The organism is Algibacter sp. (assembly GCF_029245835.1).
In the GTDB taxonomy this organism is placed as follows: domain Bacteria; phylum Bacteroidota; class Bacteroidia; order Flavobacteriales; family Flavobacteriaceae; genus Algibacter_B.
In genome coordinates this window covers 35,160-61,870 of sequence record NZ_JAQWOO010000050.1, presented here as the reverse complement: position 1 = coordinate 61,870, position 26,711 = coordinate 35,160, and the positions used below count along the sequence as shown (strand labels likewise).

The following is a 26,711-nucleotide window of genomic DNA, read 5'->3' as shown; positions in this document are numbered from 1 at the left end:
GTGAGTTTGGCGATATAGAAATCGCTTTGCTCTATTTTAACAACATTATTATTTACTATTAAAACAAAGAGCGTCAAAATAAAACCTAAATGACCAAAAATAAAAAGATCGCCTAAATTGTTTTTAGACGACCTCTTTTGTGAATTATATAGAGTTGAGTTCAATTCTAAAATTTCATTTTTTTTAAAAAATAAAATTAACTAGAATATCTATTTATATTATGATCGTAACATCCTCTAATTATGCAAAACCAGGTTTAGTATTAATTTGTTAATACTAAACTTGGTTTTTTTACTAATTACAAATTATTTAATAGCCTACGGCAGGAACTAATTTAGGATTAATTTGTAGTTCAGAAGTTGGAATTGGCCATCTAATTTCAAAATCTGAATATTGTGTTTGAGGATTACCTGAATTTGACCATGAGGGTTGGGTAACTTTAATGGCTTCCTGATACCTTCCAAAACGGATTAAATCATTACGTCTCCATCCTTCAAAACACAACTCTTTACGGCGTTCGCTTAATATTTCATCGGCATTATCTTGATTTCCACTTAAAACCATATCTGGGGCTATGGTATCTGGTTGAACTTCTGTTGGAAAAACACGTGCTCTTGCACGTAATCTATTTACAGTCAAATCAATATCAGCCTGAGTTAGTTTGTCTTGTCCATTCAAAGCTTCAGAGTACATCAATAAAACATCTGCATATCTTATATAAGGATAATCATATGGCGTATCGGTGCCCCAATTACTAGGTCTTACGTTATGCCACTTCCATGGCTTCCAATTAGGTCTAAACCAACCTGCAACAGTATTCCTTGCCTCTGGGTTATACATGCCATCCTCTGGTTGCCATGGTCCCCAGTTAACATTATGCTTCGCGATATTATTTCTACATCTAATATCATTTTCTTGATAGCCTTGAGCAAACTTATAGTTGTTTCTTTCTCCCCAAGTTCCAGATCCTTCTGGTAAATCTTGTGAATTACCGGCCAGCTCCCAATTGACGAACCAATTATTTCCTGCTTGTCCACCATTTTGTACTTGTCCATTAGGTCCATAAAAAGTTCCAAGGGTTCCACCTTGGTTAAGTCCAGGACCATCAAACCCAACAGCAAAAACCATCTCGTTGCTTTGCTCATGATCTAAACTGAAAACGTCTGGATAAAAATCTAATAAATCATAAACCCCACTATCCATAACTGCTTTTAGTTTAACTTCTGCAAGTGCATATTTATCTGTTTCATTTAAGGGAAATCCTGTCATTTGCAAGTAAACTTTGCCTAATAAAGCCTGAGCAGATCCTTTAGTAGCTCTTCCTGAACCTTGTACGGCATCTAAAACATTTTCAGAAAAAAGTAAGTCTGCAACAATAAAGTCATAAACATCCTTTGTAGGATCTTGAGACACTTCTAAGTTTTGTATACTAGTAGTTTCATTTTTAATTAATGGAATATTTTCAAAAGAGCTTACTAAAGAAAAATATAGCATGGCTCTTAAATAACGTGCCTCTCCTACTAATTTATCTCTTGATTCAATATCAATTTGATCTACGGTCATAGCCGAAACTCTATCAACCACACTATTAACCTGATTAATAGATACATAGAAGTCTTCCCAGATACTACGAATAGTAGCGTTGGAAGGAGATAATGTATGAAGGTAAATCTCTTTAGTATCACCTCCCCAAGCAGGCATCACAATTTCGTCTGTTGCGAAAGTACCCCAAGCACTTGCCCATCCGGTAAAAGATGGTGCTATAACTCGCACAGTGTTGTAGGCCCCGACCACATACTTCTCAGCCCCTTGTTTATCAACCACTAATGCTGCTGGGTCTACAAAGCCCGTTGGATTCTCTTCAAGAAAATTTTCACTACATCCAAGCACACAAAATAATGCACAGATGCTGAATAATGTCATTAAATTTTTAATTCTTTTTTTCATGTTAATTAATTTTTATTTAGTTAAAAGTTGGCATTTACCCCTATTCTAAAGGTTCTAGACCGAGGATATGAATCAACATCAAGTCCTGGTGTTAATTGATTATTCCCAACACTTACATCAGGATCCCATCCGCTATAACTGGTTAAAACAAAAACATTGTCTATTGAGCCATAAAAACGTAATGATTTAAGACCCAGAGATTGAGATGTTTTTTTGGGTAATTGAAATCCAGCAGTAATATTGGCTAATCTAAAAAAAGACCCATCTTCAATGTATCTTGAATATGCCGCGGAATTGATATTACCACTCGCTCCCGTATTAAAAGATGTTAAGGTGTTATTTGGTGTTTCAGGGGACCAACGCTGATTAATAATAGCCAATTTATTCGACCAAGGCTGGGCCGTACTTGAACCCTTTTTTATGTTTTTATTATATATATCATTTCCATAAGTCCAAGCAGTTTGAAATGATAAATCAAAAGCTTTATATCTGAAGTTACTTGAAAAACCACCAAAATGTTTTGGTTGTGTATTACCAATAATCTTTCTGTCGAGATCATTGATCACACCATCATTGTTTTCATCTTTGAACTTGGTCATTCCTGGTCTATAAGCACCATCGGCAACAGTTGAGTTTTTTACTACGCCATCTTTTAAATTATAGATATTAATGGAATACCAATTTTCATTCTCCGTTACGTTTGAATACAAAAGTTCTGCCGCCTCAGCGTCAGTTAATCCATCAAACTCAACAAAATCGCTAAAGGTATAAACACCATCATCCTGCAAGCCATAAATGGAGCCTAAAGACTCACCAACGCGCACAACATAGTCACCCTGTATTTGGTTATCTCCTATGGCGGTTACAAAAAATTCATCTGCCTCGCCTAAATCCAATACTTTGTTTTCATTAAAACTGATATTAAAATTAGCACTCCATTTAAAATCTTTATTCTCTATGATTTTTGCGTCTATTGCCAATTCGTAACCTTCATTGCTTACAACGCCTAGGTTTTGGAATGCGGTTGTAAAACCTGATGTAGCTGGTAGTGGAACTTCTAATAATAGGTCACTCGTTTCCTTATTATAATAATCGGCCTCAATACTAATTCTATTATCAAAAAAGCCTAAAGACAATCCTACATCTGATTGTGTAGTAGTTTCCCAGGTTAAATCTGGATTTGGCAAACGGTCAATAGAACCACCGGTGGTCAATGAAGATCCGTTAAATATATAACTAGAAAAACCTGCCCTTGCTAAAGACCGATAAGAGCCTATTTCTGTGTTACCAGTTTCACCGTAACTGGCTCTAATTTTTGCATCAGACAAAAAGGAGCTGCCTTTTAGAAAGTTTTCGTTTGAAATTCTCCAAGCCACACCGATGGAAGGAAAAAACCCCCATTTATTGCCTTCTGCAAATCTGGATGATCCATCATAACGTGCACTTGCGGTTATTAAATACTTGTTAAAGGCGTCATACTGCACTCTAGCAAGATACGATTCAATTGAAGACGTGTTTTCGTTAGATGTTGTAGGCTCTGTATTTAGGGCACTTTGTAGAGCATCCAAATTTAAACCAGGCAATTCAAATCCAGTAGAATTAGTTTGTAAGAATTCATTCTTATTTTGCTGTTTTTCAGCAACTAAAATAGCGTTAATACTATGATTTCCATACTTTTTAACAAAACTCAAATTTTGTTCGGTTACAATACTTCGGCTGTTTCCAAAACTAGTGATAGCGCGTCCTCCAACTGCTTGAGTCCAGCCCACTCTTTCTGAGAAATAAGCCTTGGTTTTAGATTCGTATACATACCCTCTAATAGAACTTTTAAATTTCAAACCATCTGCTATTTTATACTCAAGAAACGTATTAAATCCGCCTTGAAAAACAACCGCCGAATTTTTATTTTCTTCTAAAAGCACTACTGGATTGGCAATATCTCCATTTTGGTTGGCTATCATTCGGCCCTCCTCGTCAAAAATGATTCCAAGTGCTGCTTCTGTGTCTGCATTTTCAAGATGTCTAATAGGCTGTACAGGTCCAAAAAGCGCCGCACTTGTAACAACGCCTGAACGTCCTTGATTATTATTTGTTGCAGCCGTTACAACACCAGACCTTAAGGTGTATCCTCCATTTACATTTATCCCTGTGTTTATTCTATCACTTACCTTTTGGGAGATGTTAAGATTAAGAGAATAACGCTCAATTCCAGAAGTCTTAATAATTCCTTCCCTATCTAAATAAGATATGGAAGATGAGTATCTGGTTTTATCATTACCACCATTAATCGAAAGTCTATAATTTTTTTCAATAGCTGTGCGGGTTATATTCTCAAGCCAATCATCAACTATCAGTCCAGGGTAATCTGCTGTAATTGGAACATAAGTCCCCGTGCCATCATCAACTCTAAACGTTTCTGCTAAGTATTTTTTTTGATCCGTTAGACCCGGAGACCAAGGTTGGAAATCATTTCTAAAATTTATAAATTCTTGTGTAGTAAGAACATCTAGCCTACTTGATAAAGTTGAAAACCCCGTGAAGGTTTCCAAATTCAAATTGGCAACGCCGGGCCTCCCTTTTTTAGTGGTAATAATAACAACACCATTTGCACCTCTAGATCCATAAATAGCTGTCGCGGAGGCATCCTTTAAAATATCAATAGATTCAATATTACTCGGGTCTAAAGTTGCTAAAGGACTAACTGAGCTATTTCCTAAACCAGTTGAAGACGAAACGCCACCTCCAGAAATTGGAAACCCATCCACAACGTATAAAGGATCATTACTAGCATTAATTGAGGTTCCTCCTCTTACCCTTATTTTAAAAGCTGCATCTGGACCACCTTCAGAACTTACAACTTGTACACCTGAAATTCTGGACGCTAATGAGCCTTCAAACGATGTGGTTTTAATCTTGTCTATTTCTTCTGATTTAATGGTTGATACCGAACCTGTTAAGTCTTTTCTTTTAACAGAGCCGTATCCAATTACGACCACTTCGTCTAATTTAGAAACATCTTCAATCATGGATACATTGATTTTTATTTTGCCTTTAACAACAATCTCTTGATTTTTGTATCCCAAGTAAGTAAATACTAAAATATCGTTTTCTGAGACCTCTAGTTTATAGATTCCATCAAAATCAGTTACAGCTCCAACTTGCTTACCTTTTATAGTAATACTTACTCCTGGAAGCGGCATACCGCTACCTGTTACTGTACCTGTTATACTTTTTTGTTGTGCATGCAATTCTAAAAACCCAAAAAAGGCTAATAGGACTGTGAGCATCAAAATCTTTTTTGATTTTTCTGAAAATGAATTTTTCATAATTTAGTTTTAATTTAGTTTAATCAATTATAACCCCAAGCTTCAAAAGTGTAAATGCCTTAATAGAAGGGCCTAGTTATAACTGCAAGTTCATATTTTGTGTAAAATTATGGAGGTTATCCTTTTTTGATTAGCTTCAAATTACCAAGAACTGCTCAAAAATTATCAATTATAATTTAACTTAAAACATGAAATGGTAAATTCTGATTTGTAGATGATAGAATCTGCAACAATAATTCTATGTATCTTTATAATATTTGTTTTATTCAATTTTTAAGCACTATTCGAAAAAGATATTTTCAAAAAAACAACTAACTTATTTACTAAAAGAAACTAATAATGAAATATTTAAGTAAACAACTTACAATTGTAATGATTTTGATGTTAAATCTAAATTGTTCTGCGCAATCTCATCAAAACCTTGAAATATCCTTAAATGGGACATGGGATATTATATTTGATGATGCCAATGAAGGAGTACAAAATAAATGGTATTTAGATGAAAAATTTGAACAACATCCAAACAGTAAAAATATTCAAGTGCCAAGTTGTTGGGAACAAACTGAAAAGGATTACGAAGGTGCTGCTATTTACAGAACAAAATTCAATATCCCAACAAACTGGAAAGACAAAGTCATTGAATTGCATTTTGAGGCCGTCAACTACAAATCCGAAATTTGGCTGAATGATCAAGTGGTAGGTTTTCACGAAGGCGGGTACACCCCCTTTAACTTTAGGGTTGATAAACTCGCTAAACTAGGAGAAGAGAACACATTAATTGTTCGGGTTATAAGTCCTATTATATTAACCGACAAATACATTGATGGTTTAGGCAGACAAGAAGTTCCTATGTGGAGAGGTGCTATTACTGGTGGTATTTGGCAATCTGTTTCTATCGTTGCCAAAGGCGCTGTTGGATTAAAAGATGTATTTATTGAGCCGAAAATAGATACCAATACGGCTACCTTTAATATAGAAATTGAAAACACCAAAACAACTATAAAATCTGCTGAAGTACTTGTAAATATACTATCTGAAGACGGAAAAGAAGTAGCTTCAAAAGTTGAGCCAATAGAGGTGTTACCAGGTAAAAATAACATGACTTGGGATCTTCCTATAAAAGATGCCATCTATTGGGATACAGAAAATCCTTATTTGTACAAAGCAGATGTGAGTATAAAAATTAATGGCGAAACTTCAGACCAATGGGAAGCAAAATTTGGAATGCGTGAATTCACTGTAAAAAATGATGAATTTTATTTAAACGGGAAACCACTTTATTTAAAAGCTGCCTTTTTCGAAGGACTATATCCTGTGGGATTAGCCTATCCTGATAGCAAAGAAATGGCAAAAAAAGAAATACGACTAGCCAAAGAAGCTGGTTTTAATATGATTCGTCCTTGGCGTAAACCAGCTCCACCAATGTGGTTAGATTTATGTGATGAAATGGGTGTTTTAACTGTGGGTAGTTTGGTTGTAGAATGTATGCACCGCCCTATTTCATCACCACGTTTACCTTTTGTGGTTGAAAATGAATTACGTAAAACCATCCTAAGCAATCGTAATCGAACCTGTATTGTACAATGGGAATTGTTTAATGAAATAAATAGACCCATTTTAGCGCAAATGCTTAATTCTATGTCAGTTTTAGCACGGGAGTTAGATCCTACACGGATGATTTTAGATGAGTCTGGTGGCTGGGGTGAAGGCGCCAATATTTATTTACCTTTTGAGCGAACACCCACAAAATTTAACGACATCCACCATTATAGTGGTTCACAAATTGACCAAAAAGAATTTGATGGCTACTTAGCCACAGCAAAAACAAAAGAAGATTTAGTAAAATCTGGCTTAGAAGGGGTTAAAAGTTATGGTAAAAATGTTGTACCTGGAATGATGACTTATATTTCTGAATTAGGCTATGGAAGTACACCAAATTTAGGAGAAAATATTAAGGAGTTTGAAGCTAAAGGTAACCCTATTGTTGCTCCAACAATATATCACAAAGCGATACATGAAGGTACCATTGCAACATTAAAAAAGTTGGACTTTGATAAAATTTATCCAAATGTTGAAGATTTTTATTTAGAGCAACAAAAAATGCATGGTATTGCCAATAAGCGCATGATAGAAGCAACAAGGCTTAATAACACTATTAAAGGATATTGTGTTCATGCCTTAGTTGGAGGAGACTGGGTTCTTGGCGCAGGTTTACTGGACTTATGGCGTAATCCAAAAACCTTGGTATATAGTATGACACAGGAGGCCAACCAAAAACAAACAACTCCTATACGTATTCTTCCTCGTAACGTTTATGCTGAAACAGGCACAAAGCTTGAGATACATGGTGTTAATGAATTAGCAGATGAGAATGTCAGTGTTTCTATCAAAATAATTTCTGAAAACAAAGAAGTTGTTTACAATGAAAACGTACAAAAAGTTTACAAAAATGGTATTTCAAATCTGTACTCTACTAAATTAAACACCAGTAATTTAAATGGTAACTATACGGTACATGTTGAAGTTAAAAACCAATCAGGAGAAATTATAGTTAGTAATAATCAATCTTTTGATGTGTTTAGTAAGGAAAGAATGCCTATCCCAAAATCAAAGATTGCAGTGGTAGATCCTGAGGGGACACTAACTAAATTTCTTAAAATTAATAAGATTGATTTTATTCCTTTCAATAATGAAATAGATAAGGATATTCCTGTTTTTATAGGTAAGGCTCTTAAAAATAATGAGCAATACAAGAATAGAGTTAGGAACGTTGTTGCATTTGTTAAATCTGGTGGATATGCAATTAATTTAGAAGTAATTGGTAATATGGTGCCAGGTTTTGATCGCGAATTAAAAGAAGTGGAAAAAAGTGCCTTACCATTTAATTCGGAAATTCAAGGTGATTGGGCAACCCTTGGAGGTTGGGCAGCTAGATCGCATGTCGTTACAGAACATCCCATATTTAATGATTTACCAACCAATTTAATTATGCATGGAGCCTACGAAAATGTACACCCAGTAAATTCTATGCTCAAAATTGAGGGAACATATATTGCAGGGTTAGTGGGCTATGATCACTATCCAAATAATGATGATATGAGACGTCATTATAATGGTACAGGAGACGTATGGTGGGCTGCAGATGTACTAGAAGTACCTTTTGATAAAGGTGAAATGATATACTCTACACTAAGAATAGTTGAGAATTTGGGAAAGGATCCTGTTGCAGATAAAATATTATTTAACATGATAGCGTATGCATCTTCAAAAGAATAACTCTGATTTGATCCCATCACCTAGATATAAAAACTTAAAAGTGGTTGCTACTATTTTAGCAATCACTTTTTTTTATTTTTCTCAAGCACAAATATCTCAACTTTCAAACCGAGTAAAGGGAATCTGGGAAACAGCCGATATAGCGGGAACTAAAAAGTTTAACTGGGAAGCGCAATGGATTTGGTTACCAAATTCTAATAGTTCTCATACTATGCTAGCACGAAAAAATTTCAATTTGGGCAGTCTTCCTGATACAGTACAATTGCGTATAACGGGATCATCTAAATATGAATTGTATATCAATGAAACCTTCGTTTGCCAGGGTCCTGCCAGAAGCGCACCTCATCACCAATCATTTGATATTCTGGATGTGACTAGTTTATTAAAAATAGGAACTAATAATATCTCTGTACGTGTGCATCATCAACAAGGTAAGGTATCTTATCATTTAAAAGGACGTGCAGGGCTTTTAGCGCAGTTAGATTTCAGTTCAAATAAAGCATCTATTTTCACAAATAGTGACTGGAAAGTAAGTAGGGACCTCTCTTGGAATAATGATTCGCCAACGATTAGCAGATTTCAAAATGTTGTTAATGATCGTGTGGATTTAAGAAATGAAATCAAAGTATGGAACCAGATAGAATTTAACGATACTTCATGGGAAAATGCATTGCCTCTTTTACGAAATTCGGGTTGGCCAGCACCAAGGAAAGACGAAAAAGCGACGACTTTAACCACACCATGGACTTCTTTAATTGCAAGAGATATCCCCTATTTAGAAGAAAACACTATTAAAGCAACCCGTTTAATTGAGGCAAGGGTTTTAGAGAACACTAGTATACCAGACTCGATTCAACTTACGAAAATTATATCTAAAGACATTCGGAAACAGCTGAAACACTATCTAAAAAATGATAACCCCATCATTTTAGAATCACTTAAAAGAAACAATACTTGGTTTTTATTATTTGATTTTGGGAAAGTAATTAATGGCATGCCGAAATTAACTATAGAAGGTGCCTCAGGAACCGAAGTCAATATCTATTCAGCACCCTTTATGGTGGATAATATCTTTTCTCATAATATTGTAGATTCTAGCCTTCATGATCAAATTTTATTATCGGGTGATGTTGACACTTGGCAATCTACCTATTTCAAACCCTCTCGATATTTAGGTATTATAATTAATGGAAATACAAGTGCTGTTAAATTACATGGGGTTGGTATACACCAATTAAAATATCCATTTAAATTAAAAGGAAGTCTTTCAACACCAGAAGCGCCGTGGATTGAAAATCTATGGAACGCCTCCGCAAAGACTATTGATGTTTGCACCACAGATACTTTTACAGACAATTATCGAGAAAGACGCCAATATGCCCAAACAGGCTATTACGCAGCACTAGGGAATTATTTTACTTTTGGTGATACCGCATTACAGCGTCGTTATTTATTGCAGGTTGCCCAAGAACAAGAGGCTAATGGCATGATGCCAGCTTATGCACCCTTAGCAGGAGATGATTATATGGTTATTTTAGATTCTAATTGTTTATGGATTCGCAGTTTATACAATTACCTATTATACTCTGGAGATTACAAAACAGTAAAGCACATATTGCCAACCGCCAAAAAACTAATGACGCTTTTAGATTCTTTTACGAACGATTTGGGATTATTAAACAATCCTCCTTATGCCTATTGGTTAGATCATGCCTTGAACGATAGACGTGGAGCCAACTTCAATTTAAATGGTCATTATCTAGGAGCACTTAAAGATTTTAGAAGATTATTAGAGTTTCTTGATGATGATGAAAGTGGTAAGGTTAAGAAACGTGCGACACTTTTAAAAGAATCTTTACAAGCTTATTTTTGGGATCAAGACAAACAATTATTTGCAGATGCTTGGATTGATGGCAAACGCTCTACACAATTTAGCGAACATGCGAATGCCATGGCTTTAGCAGAACATTTGGCAACAGAAAATCAAGCTAAAAATATCATTGAACAATTACTAAAAAAGGACAATCATAATTTCATAAAAAGAACAAACGGGATGACTGTGGTAACGCCTGCTATGTCCTATTTTCTTCATAAAGGCATTGCGGAGTATGGTTATGAAGAAGCGTCTTTAAAAATGTTACACGAACGGTTTAACAAGATGTTGAGTTCAAATAGTAATGGCACACTTTGGGAAGAATGGTGGCTAGATGGTACCGGAAGAACCGGTAGATTCCAAGGCCAAAGAACGCGAAGTGATGCACAAACTGAAAGTGCATTTCCTCCTGCTTTGTTCGCTGAATATATTTTAGGAATCAAAGTAACCAAACCAGGAATGGAAGAAATTTCAATTTCAAAGCCAGCTACATCTTTAACCAAAATTGAAGGTGAAATACCGAGTCCTTTTGGTAGTGTTTCCATTCAATGGAACTTAAAATCACAAAAGGATTTTAAAATTAGTATTCCTAAAGGCATGCTTGTAAAAGTTCAAATTAATAGCCTAAACTCTGATAATAAAGAAGACATAAAACTCAATGGTAAAAAAGTTATAAAATCTGATTTTATTGAATTGATAAATGGTGAATATACAATCTGTTTTTAGCTAATACCTATATAAAATGGAATAATCTACTTGGTAATTTATGATGTGGTTCAGTTAATTTTCGGCATGAAGACAATCTTATAGTGTAGTAACTTTGCTTAAACCTTAGTAGTAATATTCTAAAATTTATATTTAAAATGCAGAAAATCTATATGAATGCTTTGAAAGGCTTATTTATAATAGCATCATTTTTCTTATCGTGTGAAAAAGATAATTCAGTTGTAAATCAAGAACCTATGCAAGAGCAGGGTTTACTTGATTACGTGCCAGAGAATTATGACCTCATTCTCAAAGACGATTTTACATCTTTCAATCGTGAAAATTGGTCTAAAGGAATGACCAATGATATAGACCCTACAATTAGGATGATTTGGAATCGAAAAACCGGAGGAGAATATTTATTGAACGATAGTTATGCAGGATATCTAATAGATGAGAATGTGTATATTCAAAACGGGCATTTATATTTAGATAACAAGAAAGAAACTTTGCAAGGCACAGATCCAGTGGGCATTTTTGATTATACTACGGGTTGGATTAATTCTCTACAAAAAATTAACTTTAACGGAACTCAAAATAGTATTTATATAGAAATTAAGGCTAAGTTCCCAAAGGGAGATAAAGTTTGGCCTGCTATTTGGCTCATAGATGATTCTGAAGTAAGAAGCTGGCCACCAGAAATTGATATTTGGGAATATTTTGGTAAATACTTTAATACTGTTAATTCCGATCAAATGTATATGCGTTTTATTTATGGAAAATGGTACGACCATGATAATCACAGCGTTGCCATTGAGAATTTTCAAGAAGATTACAATGCATCTGATGACTGGCATATTTATGGCTTCCAATGGACTAATAATACAATGAATTGGTTTATAAATGGAGAGGAAGTTCATACCAAAACAAAGGGCGTACAGGTGAAAGATGAAGATTGGCCAAATCAACCAATGTGCTTTGTAATTAATAATGGGCTAATGACTGTTGTGGAAGAGGGAAACACAGTCTTTCCTAATTCTCTTGTTTTAGATTATTTGGAAGTTTATCAGGAAAATTAATTAAACATTTGAAAGCCTATTATTTTTGGCGTTACTTATTTAATTACTTACACCTAATATGTCATTTCGATATTAAAATAAAAAGTATATCATCTGAAGAATGTTTAAGAAATAATCCAATGCTACATGGCTTTTTCAAAGTTAAAGAAAACCTACAGATTAACCGTTTGACTATTTAATATTAATAAAAGGCATGCCCTTAATCACTTTTTAAAAAAATCATTATGAAATTAATAGGGAAAATATTTATTTTATCAATAGGCATTCTATTGTTAGCTAGTTGTCAAATTAAAGCTCAAACAACTTATTATTTGGACGCTGAAAATGGTTCTGACTCTAATAAAGGAACCTCAAAATCTCAACCTTGGAAAACGTTGTTTCAAATTTCTTCAACAGTTTTAAAACCTGGTGACGTTGTAAAATTCAAAAAAGGAAGTCGTTTTAATGGTCATTTTGTTGTAAATGGATCTGGGTCTAAAAAAAAACCAATAGTTATTGGTTCTTATGCTAGCGGAGAGCTACCTATACTGAGTGGCGAAGTCGGAGAAGAAAAGGGCGGTGACTACCAAGAAGCGGTATTAATTTTAAATAATGACAATATCATTGTTGAAAATATTGAGATTCAAAACAACAGATTAAACTCTAAGCAGGGTGTAAGGGATCAAGATGCCTATGGCATATACGTACTAAACAACGGAAATAAATCTCTTGAGAATTTTGTTTTTAGAAATATTATCTTCAAAAATATTTATGCGGCACTTCCTGTTTTAAAAGAAAAAGGAGAAAATGCTTTTAACGGACTAGAAGTATCCGCCCTTCGGTTTTTTTCCACAAGAAATACTAAAAAATCTATAAAAAATATTAAAAACACACTAATTGAAAATTGTCATTTTTCCAATTTACAACGCCTTGGTGTTCATATAAAACATGCTGGAGGAGTTTCAGAAGTTGGCACCGATAAAACCAATAGCAACGTTGATTTTGTCTTAAGAGATAATGAATTTCATAATACTGGAGGAACATGTATTTTACCAATAAGAACTTACAACTGTCTTATTGAAAAAAATATTTTTGATCGCCCAGGGGACAATTCAGATCCAAGAATGGCCAATCGAGGTAGTTCTGTTTGGACTTGGAGATGCCACAATACCATTATTCAATATAACGATTGTTTACACATTCGAGGCTATTTAGATTCGCACGGTGTACATATTGATCATGAAAATGTAAATACATTTATTCAATACAACTACATGGAAGACTGTGAAGGTGGTTTTGTAGAGATTTTAGGAGGAAATAAAAATTCCGTATATCGATTTAATATAAGTGTGAACGACGGTTGGAGAGAGAACCTCAAGTGGAAGACTAGTAATCATACCTTATGGATAAACGAAGTTGTACCAAAAGGAAAACATAGAGCCGATGGAAATTATATTTATAACAACACCATATATATTGATAATCCATATGCCACATCAATAGACATTGACGGAAAAAACAACTTCATTTACAATAATATTTTCACAGGAATCAATGGTGCTAAAATTGGAGCAAAACAAGTTCTTGTAAAGAATAACGACACTCCGTTATTTATGAAGAACAATCTATATGAAGGTCAAATAAATATCCGGTTTAAAAGTCTAGATAGCAACCCTATAGATGGTTCTACCCACTTCACTAATCCAAAAGCTGGAAATAAATATGGTTTTCAATTAAAGGCTAACAGCAGTGCAATTAACAATGGTGTTGCAAAACTAGGTCCACCAATTCCAGGAGCTGGAAAAGGTATCTTCAAAAATATTTCAAAATATCCAACTGTCGATTTTTATGGAAATCCTGTAGATTTAGCTAAAGGGACACCTAATATTGGGGCTTGTAATGCCAAAAAATGAGTATAAACTAAATAAAAATGTATTATTTAAAACAAAACCTCTTTTAATTATTAACAGTAACTATGAAACTCTTAAAAAAAACATATATAGTTAGCCTCTTTTTTGTAGGCATTTTTGCTGTTAATGCGCAAATTAAACTTCCTAAACTTATTAGTAATGGTATGGTATTACAGCGAGATACCAATATTAAAATTTGGGGATGGGCTCAACCAAATGAGAACATCTCTATTCACTTTTTAAATAATGAATATAACATTTCTGCAAATAAAAAAGGTGAATGGGACCTTATACTTTCCAGCTTAAAAGCTGGTGGTCCATACAAAATGATCCTTACTGCAAGTAATTTAATTGAAATAGATAACATTTTAATAGGAGATGTATGGCTAGCTTCAGGGCAGTCTAATATGTCTTATGAAATATACAAATCCTCAAAATTATATAAAGATGATATTGAAAATTCTGAAAATACTCATATTCGACAATTTCAAATACCACGTGATTTTAATTTTAAAGCCCCTCAAAAAGATGTAACCCATGGTGAATGGGTTGCTTCAAATCCAAAATCTGTTGGTAATTTTTCTGCTGTTGCCTATTTTTTTGCTCAAAAGCAGTTCGAAAAACATAACATTCCAATTGGTATTATTAATTCAAGTGTTGGTGGCACACCAGCGCAGGCATGGTTCCCTAAAGATGGATTAAGACAATTTCCTCATTATTTTGATGAAATACAATTCTTAAAAAACGATGCGTTTATCATACAAATTCAAGACAAAAACGCCAATAATTTAAAGAATTGGGTAAAGAAAACAAATACCAAAGACCTTGGTTTACAAAACAATTGGAAAGCCAAAAATATAGATGATTCTGATTGGAACACCTTGATGCTTCCAGGTTTTTGGAATAAGAAGATTGGTAATAAACAAGGTGCTGTTTGGTTTAGAAAAAATTTTCACTTGAAAAAAGCTCCAATTAAAAAATTTATAGCACTAAACTTAGGACGAATTTCAGATGCAGATTCTGTTTTTGTAAATGGTAAATTTATTGGATCAACCACTCATAAATATGCGATTAGAAATTATAAAATACCTAACAATATATTAACCCAAGGAAAAAACACAATTACTATTAGAGTGTTATCTTATAGATCTAATGGCGGATTTATTAAAGGAAATCCTAGAAATTTACTGATTAACAATCAAGTCGTAGACCTTAATAATGAATGGAAATTTAAATTGGGTACACGATCCAAAGCTTTAGATCGTCCTATCCAACTAACTTGGAAACCAACAGGCTTGTACAATGCAATGATTAGTCCTTTGTTAAATTATAAAATAAAAGGCGCCATTTGGTATCAAGGAGAAGGGAATGTTCGTAAAGCTAAAGAATATAAAACCTTGTTCCCAACACTAATTAACAATTGGAGACAAGCGTTTCAGCAAGGAAACTTTCCTTTTGTATTTGTGCAGTTAGCTAACTATTTAGAACCCCAAAAACAACCTTCTGAAAGTGGTTGGGCACTCCTTAGAGAGGCACAAATGCAAACCTTAAAACTTCCTAAAACAGGAATGGCTGTTATTATTGATATTGGTGAAGCATACGATATTCACCCAAAAAACAAAAAGGATGTTGGCTATAGATTGTCTTATGAAGCAGAACGGATTCAAGGAGATACCAAAAATCATCCTAAAACACCTATGCTGAAAGAGCATAAAATAAAAGGAAACATGATAGAACTATCCTTTTCTAATGCAAATCTCTTAAAAGTATTAGATAACAAACCATTGACCCAGTTTGCTATTGCAGGAAAAGACAAGAAATTTGTTTGGGCCAAGGCCGAATTAAAAGGGTCTAAAATAATCGTCTATAATGACACCATATCGAATCCCGTGGCGGTAAGATATGCCTGGGCTAATAATCCAGATAATGTAAATCTATTTAGTATTTATGATATGCCTATATCGCCTTTTAGAACGGATTCTTGGGACGAACAAAAATAAATTATAACAATATGGCCCTAACTAATCTTTAAACTTTTAAATCTATATCGAAAAGGATAATTATTGATAGTAAACTGATAATCATTGGGTTATTTTAAAACTGTCCAAGAGTGAATTTTGTAGCTAGTTGAATAAATTTTAATTAAAAAAATAGCATGAAAAAAAGTAAATTTTTATTCTTTTACTCTACATTCTTATTAGCTATTACTTATGTCTTAATAATAAGTTGTAGTAATGATGATAATCTTGAAAAAAAATATTCTATAACATATGATGCACAAGGAGGTCAAAACCCTCCGGTTGACAATACACTTTACTCAAATGGGGCAGAAATAAAAGTATCTGACTTAGGTGCGATGATTCCCGAATCAGACGAACTTATATTCATGGGATGGCAGTTTCAAGAAGAAATTTATCAACCAAACTCCACATTCGTCATTTCAAATTCTGATGTTGTGTTTTTAGCTATATGGGAAAGCAGGGAAATTATCCCCCCATTAAACAACCCTAATGGAAGAATTTTTTATTTGGATTCTAACAATGGAAATGATGGAGCTGATGGTTTAACAATTGAAACAGCTTGGAAAAATTTATCCCGTGCTAATAATGAAAATTTTATTGAAGGAGATTGGGTTATGCTGAAAGCAGGTCAAGTATTTAACGGAGGATTAAACTTTAATAATACAAATGGCTCCGTAAATGCTCCAATTGTTATTGGATCCTGGGGGCGTAATGATAGCAATCATAGAGCAATTATCAATTGTGAGTCAACAGAAAACGGTATAAATCTACAATATTGTTCATTTGTTGAAATTGAGAATATCGAAATTCATGGAGATGGTGGTACAAGTAATAGTGCTAATAGAAGAGGAATTTATATTCAAAGATGGGGGCAAAACGGTCTAAATGAACATTTTTATTTTCGAAATCTTTACATACATGATTTATTCGCACCACGAGAAAGTGCAAGTGAGGGCAGAAAGCCTACTGTTAACAAAGGTAATGCTATAGCTTTTATAACAAATAATAGCGGGTCAAGTCATTTTGAAGATATAGACATAAGAGGTTGTCATTTTGAAAACCTTGGATCTTCTGGTATAACCATAGGGAAATGGGCTAGAGATAATGACTTACCTGGTGTAACGTGGCATAAAAATGTCGTAATTGAGGATAACTACTTTAATAAATTAGGTGAAGACGGGATAGTAACTGCTGGCGTTGAAAATGTTTATATAGCTCATAATACCATTTTAAATCCAGGATGTTTTGATGATACCCGCATGAATGGCAGAGGTGATGGCTTATGGACCTGGTTCACATTTGATTGTATTGTTGAATATAATGATTTAAGAGGTGCTAGAGGGCGTATTGATTGTACAGGAATGCATATAGATATAGGGTCGAGAAACAATATTTTTCAATATAATTTAAGTATCGATAACGAAGGTGGTTTTTGCGAAATAATAGGAGATTCGTACAATAATGTCTATCGTTACAATGTAAGTATAAATGATGGTACTAGAGTTAGAGGGGATAATGAATTTGGGAGGCGTAAAGTTGATGGAATGGTTATCAGTATTTCAGGATATAATGGTGATAGATTTGGAGTAAATGTTAAAAGAGGACCATTTAATTCGTACTTCTACAATAATACAATTTATACAAATTCAGAAATTGTAGCACGTTTTGATGTAGATCATACTGCGAAAGGCGCCCTTATTGCAAATAATTTATTTTATATTGAAGGTTCTTCTGATGATATTTCTGGTGGTTGGTTAAAAACAAATGAAGACCATGAAAATATAATTATTAGAAATAACAGAACTGTGATAGGAAAAGCCTCCTTACCTAGTAATGTGAGTCAATCAATTAATGATAATTATGCTTGGGATATTTTTGAAGACAACATAGCTATTGATCCACAACTTATAAACGCTGGTGGTTTTGAAGCTCTAGATTATGTCCCTCAAAATACACCTGTCATAAAAGACCAAGGTATAGACCTATATAAATTACCTGGGGATGAATTAGGTGTTCTGGGAGGCTTTGTGCCTTCTGGTGATTATAAAGGAACGACAATAACTGGGAAGCCCGATATCGGGGCATTTGAAATGGACTAAAATTAAATCGTAGATTCACTATTTATTTTCCTATAGGCATTGCTTAAGTGCAATAACCTTATAACAAATTACTAGTATATTCCTTTTTGCATTTTAAGTTATAATCTTAAATTATTTAGCAGTTCGTATAACTGTTAATAGAAAATCGTGTCGATAACGGTTTGAAAAATAAAATTTGATTACAAATAAAAATTTCACTTACAAAATTGAGTGAGATTCACCTCTGTAATTGATAAATTTTAATCTAAATTTAAAACGAATTAATATAAATAATTATGGGGATTTTAAAAACACCTTCTTCCTTATCTTTATTAATTTGTATATATTTTTAAGTTGAAATTTTAGACCAAACAGACTAAATTATATTTGTATTTACAATATGATTTATATACGAGGAAAAAGGAAATTAAATTATTCTTTTCGAATAAATTAGTAAATATAAGTTCTAAGGATAACTTGTTAATAACAGTTATCCTCATTAAACTATACTTTTTGATAATTAAAAAGAATACTTACAATAAACAAGTTTATAAACTTCTTTTAAGGCAAGCTCTTTTTATCATAAATCTTTTGATTGACATTTACATTTTAATAAACTTAAGAGCAATTTGTGAATCAATGACTAGTAAATAAAATCCATTTTTAAGAAAGCTAATATCTACCTGTCCATTGGAAACACCTTCGGCCTGAACAGCGCCTAGAATTGATATTACTTGGTATGTCACAGGCGCTTTTAATCCATTTATTTTAAGTTTTGACGTGGCTGGAACTGGTGAAATTGACCATTTAGCAGAGCCCGGGTCTACTTCTTCAGAACTTAAACTAGGATTTAAAACCTCTCCATATAAATGCACAGCTCCAAATTGACCTAACCAAGCATTAGTACCTCCTTCTAGCTCCACCTTGAAAAACTTCGTATCAGTGGGTATGTTCGCATCTGGCACAATAGCAAACTGCTCTAAACTACTATTGATTCTCAATTCGACCATTTTATTTGAAATCTCTGTAAACTGCTCATCCTCTCCGGCAATATATGTCTTGATTACTCCGACTTCTGTATCATGGTTGGCTTCTGTTAAATTAGACTTACCAAAAAACTCTACTCTGAAATGATCAAGTTCTTCCATCTGATATGTCAAACTTGCTTTAGCCAACGCCCCTCCTTCAGGTACACATCTTACTGCTCGTCCGCTATCATCAAGATAATTTGTATTCTCTTCGCCTTGACCAGTAATATATAGACAGCCCTCATTAGCATAGACCATATTTAAATTATCTAATGTATCAGTCATAGTAGGTAATTCAGGTGCTACTTCACGTAATTGTGACGAGTCATACTGAAATAAATTTGGATCTACGGTAACAGGAATAGTCTCAATTCCAGTATTAAATATAACAGGATCAGAATCAAATAATCGTATTGCACTAATATATCCCTTGTCCAGATTTGGTTCTTCACCCGAAATCCATTCAATTTTTAAATATTTACTACCTTCCGGAATAGGGCTAGTAGGTGTATGAAATAAAAGTGTGTTAGCTGTATTCCAAGTTTGACGGGACGAGGTATAACTCATCGTTACTTCGGTATAAATTTCATCTAATCCTGCAACATAGGCTTTTAATTCTCCTACATCTATTGGACCACTTCCATCATTTGTATTCCAAAAATCAATACTAAATTTATTCAATCCATCTAATTCATAAACTATCTCTGCCACGTCACTTGTTATTTTTTGCACCTGATCTGAATCACTTTCTCCCATGTTTCCTGTTGAAAGTGTGCTCAGTTTTAGATTGCTATGTGAAGACATTTTTGAAAAATCTTGCATTTGGTCCTCAATTACTATTGATGGGTATGTGTGTTTAATCAAATTTTCTCTAAAAGCTGAAATTACACTTGTATAAGCAGATTCGTTAGCCATGTTAAACCACTCATTCGGATCATATTGGTGGTCGTAAAATTCTTCTTCTCCACCTGCCCTTTTAATATATCTATATCGATTTGTTGCCAAGGCATAATTTTGTCTGCTAGGGTCAAAATAACCCCATCGCTCTACTACTATTAAAGCCTCTTCATTTCCTTCCCAGACACCATTAATTGGGTCGTCTAAAAGTGGCATTAAACTATGACCATCCAAATCCACTCCTTGACCATTTTTCTTGGTATCGCCAGTCAATTTGCAAAAATCCTTTATTGTAGGAAATATATCTACAAGTGTAACTGGCTTGCTTATTTCCATACCAGCTTTGTCTTTATGTTTAGGTGACTTGATGATTAAAGGAACTCTAGATGTTTGTTTCCATAGATTGTATTTCCACATATAATCTTTTTCTCCAATAGCATAGCCATGGTCACTAAATAAGAGAACTAGCGTATTATCAGCATAATTACTATTTTCAAGGGCAGTCATTAACTGTCCAACCATATCATCGGCAAAAGCAATACTAGCTAGGTAGGCTTGTAAATAACGTCTAATACCTTCTTGTTTATCTGTGTATGATTGGTCAACAGCAGCTCCGATATTAAAGCCTCTATCTCCAAGATTTCCTTGTAAATCCGCTATATCGTTTAGAAAAATATTTGGTAATTGAATGTCTTCTAAAGGAAATAGGTCAAAATATTTTTGAGGAACAATGAAAGGTGAATGAGGTCTTATAAGACCAGCAGCCATTAAAAATGGGTCTTTACTATTTGCATCAGATAACATTTCCAGTTGTTCTGTAATCCATTCTACACTTTTTTCATCAGGCATTAAATCACGATTCCCATCATTTACATAGCTAAACGGAGCATTCGATGTAGTAGAGTACCAACCAGTATAACCGGGATTACTAGCATCTGCAGGAACACTAGGAATATTGGCTAGTGAACCAAATGAACCATCTAAGGAACCTCCTTCTTTGGCCATTTCTATAGTAGAGAATGGGTGAACTGCAGCCCTATTTCCATTGTAAGCAAGAGGACCATAATCTTGAGAATTTTCTAAAACATAATCCCACCAAACATCCTCTCCAGAAGCACTGTGTGTAATTTTACCTGTTTTGTAAGTGGTATAACCATTATCCATCATATACTCCGAAATCATTTTTGAATTTTTAAGTGCTGGAAATGATTTAAAGTTTCCCGTACCATATAAACCTGAGGAAGTTGGGAGCACTCCAGATAAGAAACTAGCTCTCGATGGTGCACAAAGTGGTGCATTACTATAGGCATTTGTAAATAAAACGCCTTCACCTGCCATTTTATCAATATTTGGTGTTTTTGCTTGTGGGTGTCCTCCCATAACGCCTATATAATCATTTAAGTCATCAAGAACAATCATCAGTACATTGTAATTTTGTTCTGTTACTTCCACCTCAAAAGATTTCGCTGTAGTACCTCCAATTCCATCTGAAATTGTAATTTCTATTTCGTAAATATTGTCAAGATTAGCATCGGCTGGAGCATCATAAACAGGTGCTGTATTAAAAGTTAATATACCAGTTGCCGAGATAGATAATTTTGTTTTGTCTAATCCATCTGTAATATTATATAAAAGCGGTTCATCATCATATGCTATGATTTGATAGGATGGTATATCTTCTGCAATTTTGATGTTGGATGGAGAAACAAATAACGGAGATAAATTAGCACCTGTTCCAGCCTCGTAAGATCCAATATCTGGATTTATTCTTAACGCTCCATTAATATCTGTTGTGGATGCTGTTGGTGCATCTGCAGCATCTTTAGCAATACTAGAAGAATAAACAGGTAAGTAATAAAGACCATCATTATTTAAGGTTAAATCACCGAAAACAATTTTTGATGCGTCAACTTCCTCAGCATTCACATAATTCCCTGAAGCCAAAGTAATAGATTGGTTATCATCATAATACACGGTATTACTTGCGTAAGATATTATGTTGTTTTTAGATATGACTTCAGTTGGTGTTGAGCCAGCTAAATCAAGACCTCCATCTTTGTCGTTGTCAGCTTCAATATTATTGAATAAAATATTATTAGTCAGTACTAATTTACCTGCATAGCCATAATGTACGCCTTCTGTTTTATTGACTGCGTCGCAGGTGTTAAAAGCAATAGTGTTGTTATTTAAAGTAACTACTTTAGACTTTATAAACATGGCAGCACCGTTATTTGTTGCTGAATTGTTTTGATAGAATAAACAGTTTGTTATTGCAGAGTCATAAACACTCGTGTTGTGATATACTGCTCCTGCTGCTGCCCCAGCGATATTACTTACAAAAGAAGAGTTACTGATATTTAGGGATCCTTTAACTGATATTGCAGCTCCTTGGTTGGTTGTATAGTTATTAAGAATATTACAATTATTTATATTTAACCCTGCTTCAACACTTGCATAAATAGCTCCTCCTTGAGCTGAAGCAAGATTTCCGTGTCTGATTGTCAAGTTGTTAAAAGTTACTGTGCTTGCAGCAGACGTCAATCGAAAAACCCTATTATTAGCAACAGGAGCTCTAGGAATTTCATTATGAGGATTTCCTTCTTGAGCTTGGACAATAGAAGTACCTGGTGTATTCCCTTCTATAGTCAAGGTCTTGTTAACTTGAATATTATTCTCTGTAATCGTTCCTAAAACATGAATTATATCATCGGCAACCGCTTGACTAATAGCATAAGTAATAGTCCTAAAAGGGGCTGCTTGAGAGCCATTATCGCTATTATTTCCAGAACTACTCACATAATAGGTGGTTTGGCTTGTAGCAGAAAAAATTATGAAAAACAACAATATTAAGAAAGTCGTTTCTTTTTTTAAGGTGGTGTAGAGTTTCTTCATATAACAAATATTTATAATTTGTTATTGATTTTTGTAGCATCTTTTACCAATTCTTACTTATAAATTATCCTGTTAATTAATTTATATGTTTCTAACATTTATAAGGTCTTGCCTTCAAAAGGTGTAGAATACTATAAAATTACAAAATGATAAAAATGCCCTGTCTTTAAGTTTTGTTGTGATCCGCTTTTATGCTAATTTATGTTTGAAAAATTCTATAAAATTTAGTCCTATCCCCTTCTCAAAACTATTCTAAATAGTAAAAAAAGACTTACAGTTTGTGTTTTATTTTTAATGATTGGTATTAATTTGTTACAATAAAATTTATAAACTCAAATGAATAAAGTCCAACCTTGCAAAGTAGCAAAATGTATTGACTTGATTGTAATCAAGGATAAATTTCACTGTTAATCTTTTGCTTGGTATGTAACGAAAATCTATTTTCCTTGCAATTACTTTATGAGTATAAAGAAAACAAAGACTTGTGAACATTATTTATATACATTCCTTCTATTACAAAAAAACAGATTAATATTTGTAATTATAGGAGTTTCATATTGCTATTGAACATAATTTTTTTGTGCAAAGGTTTATAAATAAAAAATAATATTTTTTTGATGAAACAAGAAAAACCAAAGCACTGCAAAATTTGCTTAGACCAATAATTCTAATAAATTAAATTTAATAAATACTGAAGAATTCTATTTCTCTTTTTAAAAAAACGTCTGGTATATCTTATTTATTTATAGACTTAAATTGTGTTTCTATAGGAACACCATAAATAGATTCTATTTCCTCTATGCTTTTTGTGTAAAAACTAGTGGCAGGTGGTGCCGAAAAATTATTCCAGAATACAGTATTATATGGCACTTTTAAATCTCCAATATCCATATTAAGTGCTCCACGATCTTTCACTTTTATGTTCTTTTTATCGGTTTCTAATCCTAAAACAAACATTTCGTGTCTGTATGCTGTATTAACTTGGGGCTTCTTTTTACCTAATATTTTTTGCATTTCTGGGGTTATTTTTCTCTTTTGTTTAAATTCGCGATTATGATAACTTAAATATAATTTACCGTCAATATTTTTTTTGTAAACATAAACAGAATTCAAGCTTGAATTCTCAACTTTATAAATACTATATGTATCCATACCAATATATAGTCTTAAATAATCATTTTTCCATCTAGATCCTTCAATAATAATAACATCTTCCCCATCATAAGTAGTATCACCTTTACGTGTCCATTTATATTTATTAAAACCATCCCTAGTTCTTAGCACGTTAGACCAATTCATAATTTGAATAGCATGGACTTTTTGTTTTACCTTAACGAACCTATAATCTGCAGATTTTCGACCTTGTAAAACTTCTATTTTGTCAAATGTAGGGGAATTAGGTCCTCGATCTACTGTTTTTAAATAATGCTCAACAAAAAAACGTGCTTTGTTATCTTCCACAGAAAACCTCCTATATAACAAATTTAATTGATAGGGTTTACTTATCGTGGTGATTTTAATATTCTTAATAGCATTTTTTATATAGTCTTTCGGTTTTAAAATATTTATTGCAGAAAGTTCTGCTATATCCTCTTCCAGAATAATAACCTTGTCTTTTAAATTAATATAATCTTGTACCTTTATTTTAAAAGACTTATAACCTATACTAGAAACAATAAGTGAATCTGATAAATGTTTAATACTTAAAGATAATTGAAAATCCCCTTCGTCATTAGTTGCGGAACCTATATACTTAGCAGGTATAGAAACGGCCGCATAAGGAATTCCTATATTAAATGGGTCTAAAACACTACCTCTAATTTCAATGGATTTATTTTGTGTATTAATGGAATTAACAAAACAAAGGACAAAAAGGATCAGGATAATATTTAAGTTTGAATTTAAATTCATGTGAACTGAAGGGTATTATAATTTTCTATAATAATATTTAGTGTAATTCTATTTGTTCAATTTTTGTATTAATATTGCCTTTAATAGCTTTAAAAGCAGCAACCAATTCAGCAAGTTTTTCTGGGTTAGTTGTGGCTAAATTATGCTGTTGTCCAGCATCTTCTTTTAAATTATACAGTTGATATTCCTTTGAGTTACCAATCTCAATATTTACTTGTTTAGAAACTGCGGGACCATTGTATGGTGGAATCATAGCCCAATCTCCTTTTCTAAAAGCTGTTCTTGAAGTCGCTTCAATAACCAACTCATCACGTCCTAAAAAGCTTTCTCCTAAAAACACCTCTAATAATTCTTCACTGTCATTTTCACGAATATCGCTGTCAATCAATTTCGCTAAAGAGGATAATAAATCCATTTGGCATACCATAGCATCAGACACCGTTGGCTGAATTCTTCCTTTCCAATAGGTAATAAACGGTACATGCGTACCAGCTTCAAACAAACTGTATTTCCCACCTCTAAAAGGGCCAGCTGGAGTATGATTTCCTAATTTTTCCACAGCGTCATCATAATAGCCATCATTTAAAACGGGGCCATTATCACTTGAAAATACAATCAAAGTATTTTCTAACAGACCTTCAGATTCTAAAGTTTTCATAAACTCGCCAATAACCCAATCAGCCTCCAAAATCACATCACCTCTTGGTCCCATTCCAGATTTACCAACAAAACGAGGATGTGGTGTTCTGGGAACATGAGGCTGTTGTAAGGCATAGTATAAAAAGAAAGGTTCGTTTTTATGCTGCTTTACATAATCTTGTGCTCCCTTTAAAAAGTGGTCAGCCATATCTACATCACTCCATTTAGCAGATTCTCCGCCCTTCATAAAACCAATCCTTGGAATTCCATTCACAATACTACTATTATGACCGTGATGCCATTTCATAGATAATAACTCTGGGTTATCGATCCCATTTGGTTGCCCTTCGAAATTCTTTTTATAGTCAATTTCTATTGGGTCGTTAGGATCTAAACCAACAACATCGCCATTTTCTATATACACCGTAGGAACCCGATCTTGAGTGGCTGCCATAATATAAGAATAGTCAAACCCTACTTCGTTTGGCCCTGGTGAAACCGTTTTGTTCCAATTTACATTTCCTGACCCTAAGCCTAAATGCCATTTTCCAACAATACCCGTATGATAGCCTTTGGTTTTTAACATTTTCGGAATCGTCATTTGAGTGGTGTCTATAATCAATGATGCAGTGCCCGGTAGTATTTTTGCGCTTTTGTTCTTCCAAGGATACACTCCTGTCAATAAAGCATACCGACTAGGTGTACAGGTCGCAGAACTTGCATAACCATTAGTAAACCTTACCCCTTCATTCGCTAAAACATCAATATTGGGTGTTTTAATTTCAGTAGCCCCATTGGCACTAATATCGCCATAACCCAAATCATCAGTATAGATAATGATAATATTTGGCTTTTTTATTGTAGGTATAGACTTTTGAGCATCACTATCTTTACACGAAAGTATGCATATAAATATTGTCAGTACTGCAGTAAATAATTTTAGTCTTGTTTTTTTCATCAGATATTTAATTAGTTTATCGCACTTGTAAATTAATAATTTTAGTCCTTTCAATAATAGTGGACAAATTACCCAAATAAAAGCATAAATTATTAATATTTGATCCTAATGCATGGAGTATTTAAGATTGAGATAATTTTTGATATTAAAAAGATAATAAGTAAGCGCTAAGAGATTCACTTCTAAAGTAAT

11 protein-coding genes are annotated in these 26,711 nt (G+C 33.6%); 6 read left to right on the top strand and 5 right to left on the bottom strand.

Features of this window, described 5'->3' with window-relative positions; translation table 11 throughout:
* Positions 1 to 309 precede the first annotated feature (309 nt).
* On the bottom strand, positions 310 to 1,947 hold the full coding sequence (locus tag P8K68_RS08565) for a RagB/SusD family nutrient uptake outer membrane protein (RefSeq protein WP_300249588.1): 1,638 nt from the start codon (positions 1,945 to 1,947) through the stop codon (positions 310 to 312).
* Positions 1,948 to 1,967: 20 nt separating this feature from the next.
* Positions 1,968 to 5,273 (bottom strand): TonB-dependent receptor, encoded by a 3,306-nt coding sequence (locus P8K68_RS08560; RefSeq protein ID WP_300249586.1) that lies wholly within the window; start codon positions 5,271 to 5,273, stop codon positions 1,968 to 1,970.
* A gap of 339 nt (positions 5,274 to 5,612) precedes the next feature.
* Here P8K68_RS08560 and P8K68_RS08555 point away from each other — a divergent pair, with 339 nt between their 5' ends.
* The 6 genes from P8K68_RS08555 (at position 5,613) to P8K68_RS08530 (ending at position 18,215) form a co-directional block, all read left to right on the top strand.
* On the top strand, positions 5,613 to 8,549 hold the full coding sequence (locus tag P8K68_RS08555; RefSeq protein ID WP_300249583.1) for a sugar-binding domain-containing protein: 2,937 nt from the start codon (positions 5,613 to 5,615) through the stop codon (positions 8,547 to 8,549).
* Positions 8,530 to 11,148, top strand: coding sequence for a family 78 glycoside hydrolase catalytic domain (locus P8K68_RS08550; protein ID WP_300249580.1), 2,619 nt, complete (start codon positions 8,530 to 8,532; stop codon positions 11,146 to 11,148). The genes P8K68_RS08555 and P8K68_RS08550 overlap by 20 nt, the downstream gene beginning before the upstream one ends.
* 137 nt (positions 11,149 to 11,285) lie before the next feature.
* On the top strand, positions 11,286 to 12,206 hold the full coding sequence (locus tag P8K68_RS08545) for a glycoside hydrolase family 16 protein (RefSeq protein ID WP_300249577.1): 921 nt from the start codon (positions 11,286 to 11,288) through the stop codon (positions 12,204 to 12,206).
* Between the two features lie 224 nt (positions 12,207 to 12,430).
* Positions 12,431 to 14,098: a right-handed parallel beta-helix repeat-containing protein gene (locus P8K68_RS08540; RefSeq protein ID WP_300249574.1), complete on the top strand. Its 1,668-nt coding sequence runs from the start codon at positions 12,431 to 12,433 to the stop codon at positions 14,096 to 14,098.
* 62 nt (positions 14,099 to 14,160) lie between these two features.
* Complete coding sequence (locus P8K68_RS08535) at positions 14,161 to 16,095, top strand: sialate O-acetylesterase (protein WP_300249572.1); 1,935 nt, start codon at positions 14,161 to 14,163, stop codon at positions 16,093 to 16,095.
* Positions 16,096 to 16,250: 155 nt separating this feature from the next.
* Positions 16,251 to 18,215, top strand: coding sequence for a right-handed parallel beta-helix repeat-containing protein (locus tag P8K68_RS08530; protein ID WP_300249569.1), 1,965 nt, complete (start codon positions 16,251 to 16,253; stop codon positions 18,213 to 18,215).
* Positions 18,216 to 18,796: 581 nt separating this feature from the next.
* Here P8K68_RS08530 and P8K68_RS08525 read toward each other — a convergent pair.
* The 3 genes from P8K68_RS08525 to P8K68_RS08515 form a co-directional block, all read right to left on the bottom strand.
* The gene (locus P8K68_RS08525) at positions 18,797 to 23,011 is read right to left on the bottom strand and encodes a sulfatase-like hydrolase/transferase (protein ID WP_300249566.1); all 4,215 of its coding nucleotides are present in this window, start codon (positions 23,009 to 23,011) and stop codon (positions 18,797 to 18,799) included.
* 735 nt (positions 23,012 to 23,746) lie between these two features.
* Positions 23,747 to 24,922 carry a carboxypeptidase-like regulatory domain-containing protein gene (locus P8K68_RS08520; RefSeq protein ID WP_300249564.1) on the bottom strand — a complete coding sequence of 392 codons (1,176 nt, stop codon included), beginning with the start codon at positions 24,920 to 24,922 and terminating at the stop codon, positions 23,747 to 23,749.
* Positions 24,923 to 24,959: 37 nt separating this feature from the next.
* Complete coding sequence (locus P8K68_RS08515; protein ID WP_300249561.1) at positions 24,960 to 26,519, bottom strand: arylsulfatase; 1,560 nt, start codon at positions 26,517 to 26,519, stop codon at positions 24,960 to 24,962.
* Positions 26,520 to 26,711 lie beyond the last annotated feature (192 nt).

Coding starts and splice junctions, on each gene's coding strand:
- P8K68_RS08565 (WP_300249588.1), bottom strand. CDS start 1,947: ATGAAAAAAAGAATTAAAAATTTAATGACATTATTCAGCATCTGTGCA.
- P8K68_RS08530 (WP_300249569.1), top strand. CDS start 16,251: ATGAAAAAAAGTAAATTTTTATTCTTTTACTCTACATTCTTATTAGCT.
- P8K68_RS08560 (WP_300249586.1), bottom strand. CDS start 5,273: ATGAAAAATTCATTTTCAGAAAAATCAAAAAAGATTTTGATGCTCACA.
- P8K68_RS08535 (WP_300249572.1), top strand. CDS start 14,161: ATGAAACTCTTAAAAAAAACATATATAGTTAGCCTCTTTTTTGTAGGC.
- P8K68_RS08515 (WP_300249561.1), bottom strand. CDS start 26,519: ATGAAAAAAACAAGACTAAAATTATTTACTGCAGTACTGACAATATTT.
- P8K68_RS08545 (WP_300249577.1), top strand. CDS start 11,286: ATGCAGAAAATCTATATGAATGCTTTGAAAGGCTTATTTATAATAGCA.
- P8K68_RS08550 (WP_300249580.1), top strand. CDS start 8,530: ATGCATCTTCAAAAGAATAACTCTGATTTGATCCCATCACCTAGATAT.
- P8K68_RS08525 (WP_300249566.1), bottom strand. CDS start 23,011: ATGAAGAAACTCTACACCACCTTAAAAAAAGAAACGACTTTCTTAATA.
- P8K68_RS08540 (WP_300249574.1), top strand. CDS start 12,431: ATGAAATTAATAGGGAAAATATTTATTTTATCAATAGGCATTCTATTG.
- P8K68_RS08520 (WP_300249564.1), bottom strand. CDS start 24,922: ATGAATTTAAATTCAAACTTAAATATTATCCTGATCCTTTTTGTCCTT.
- P8K68_RS08555 (WP_300249583.1), top strand. CDS start 5,613: ATGAAATATTTAAGTAAACAACTTACAATTGTAATGATTTTGATGTTA.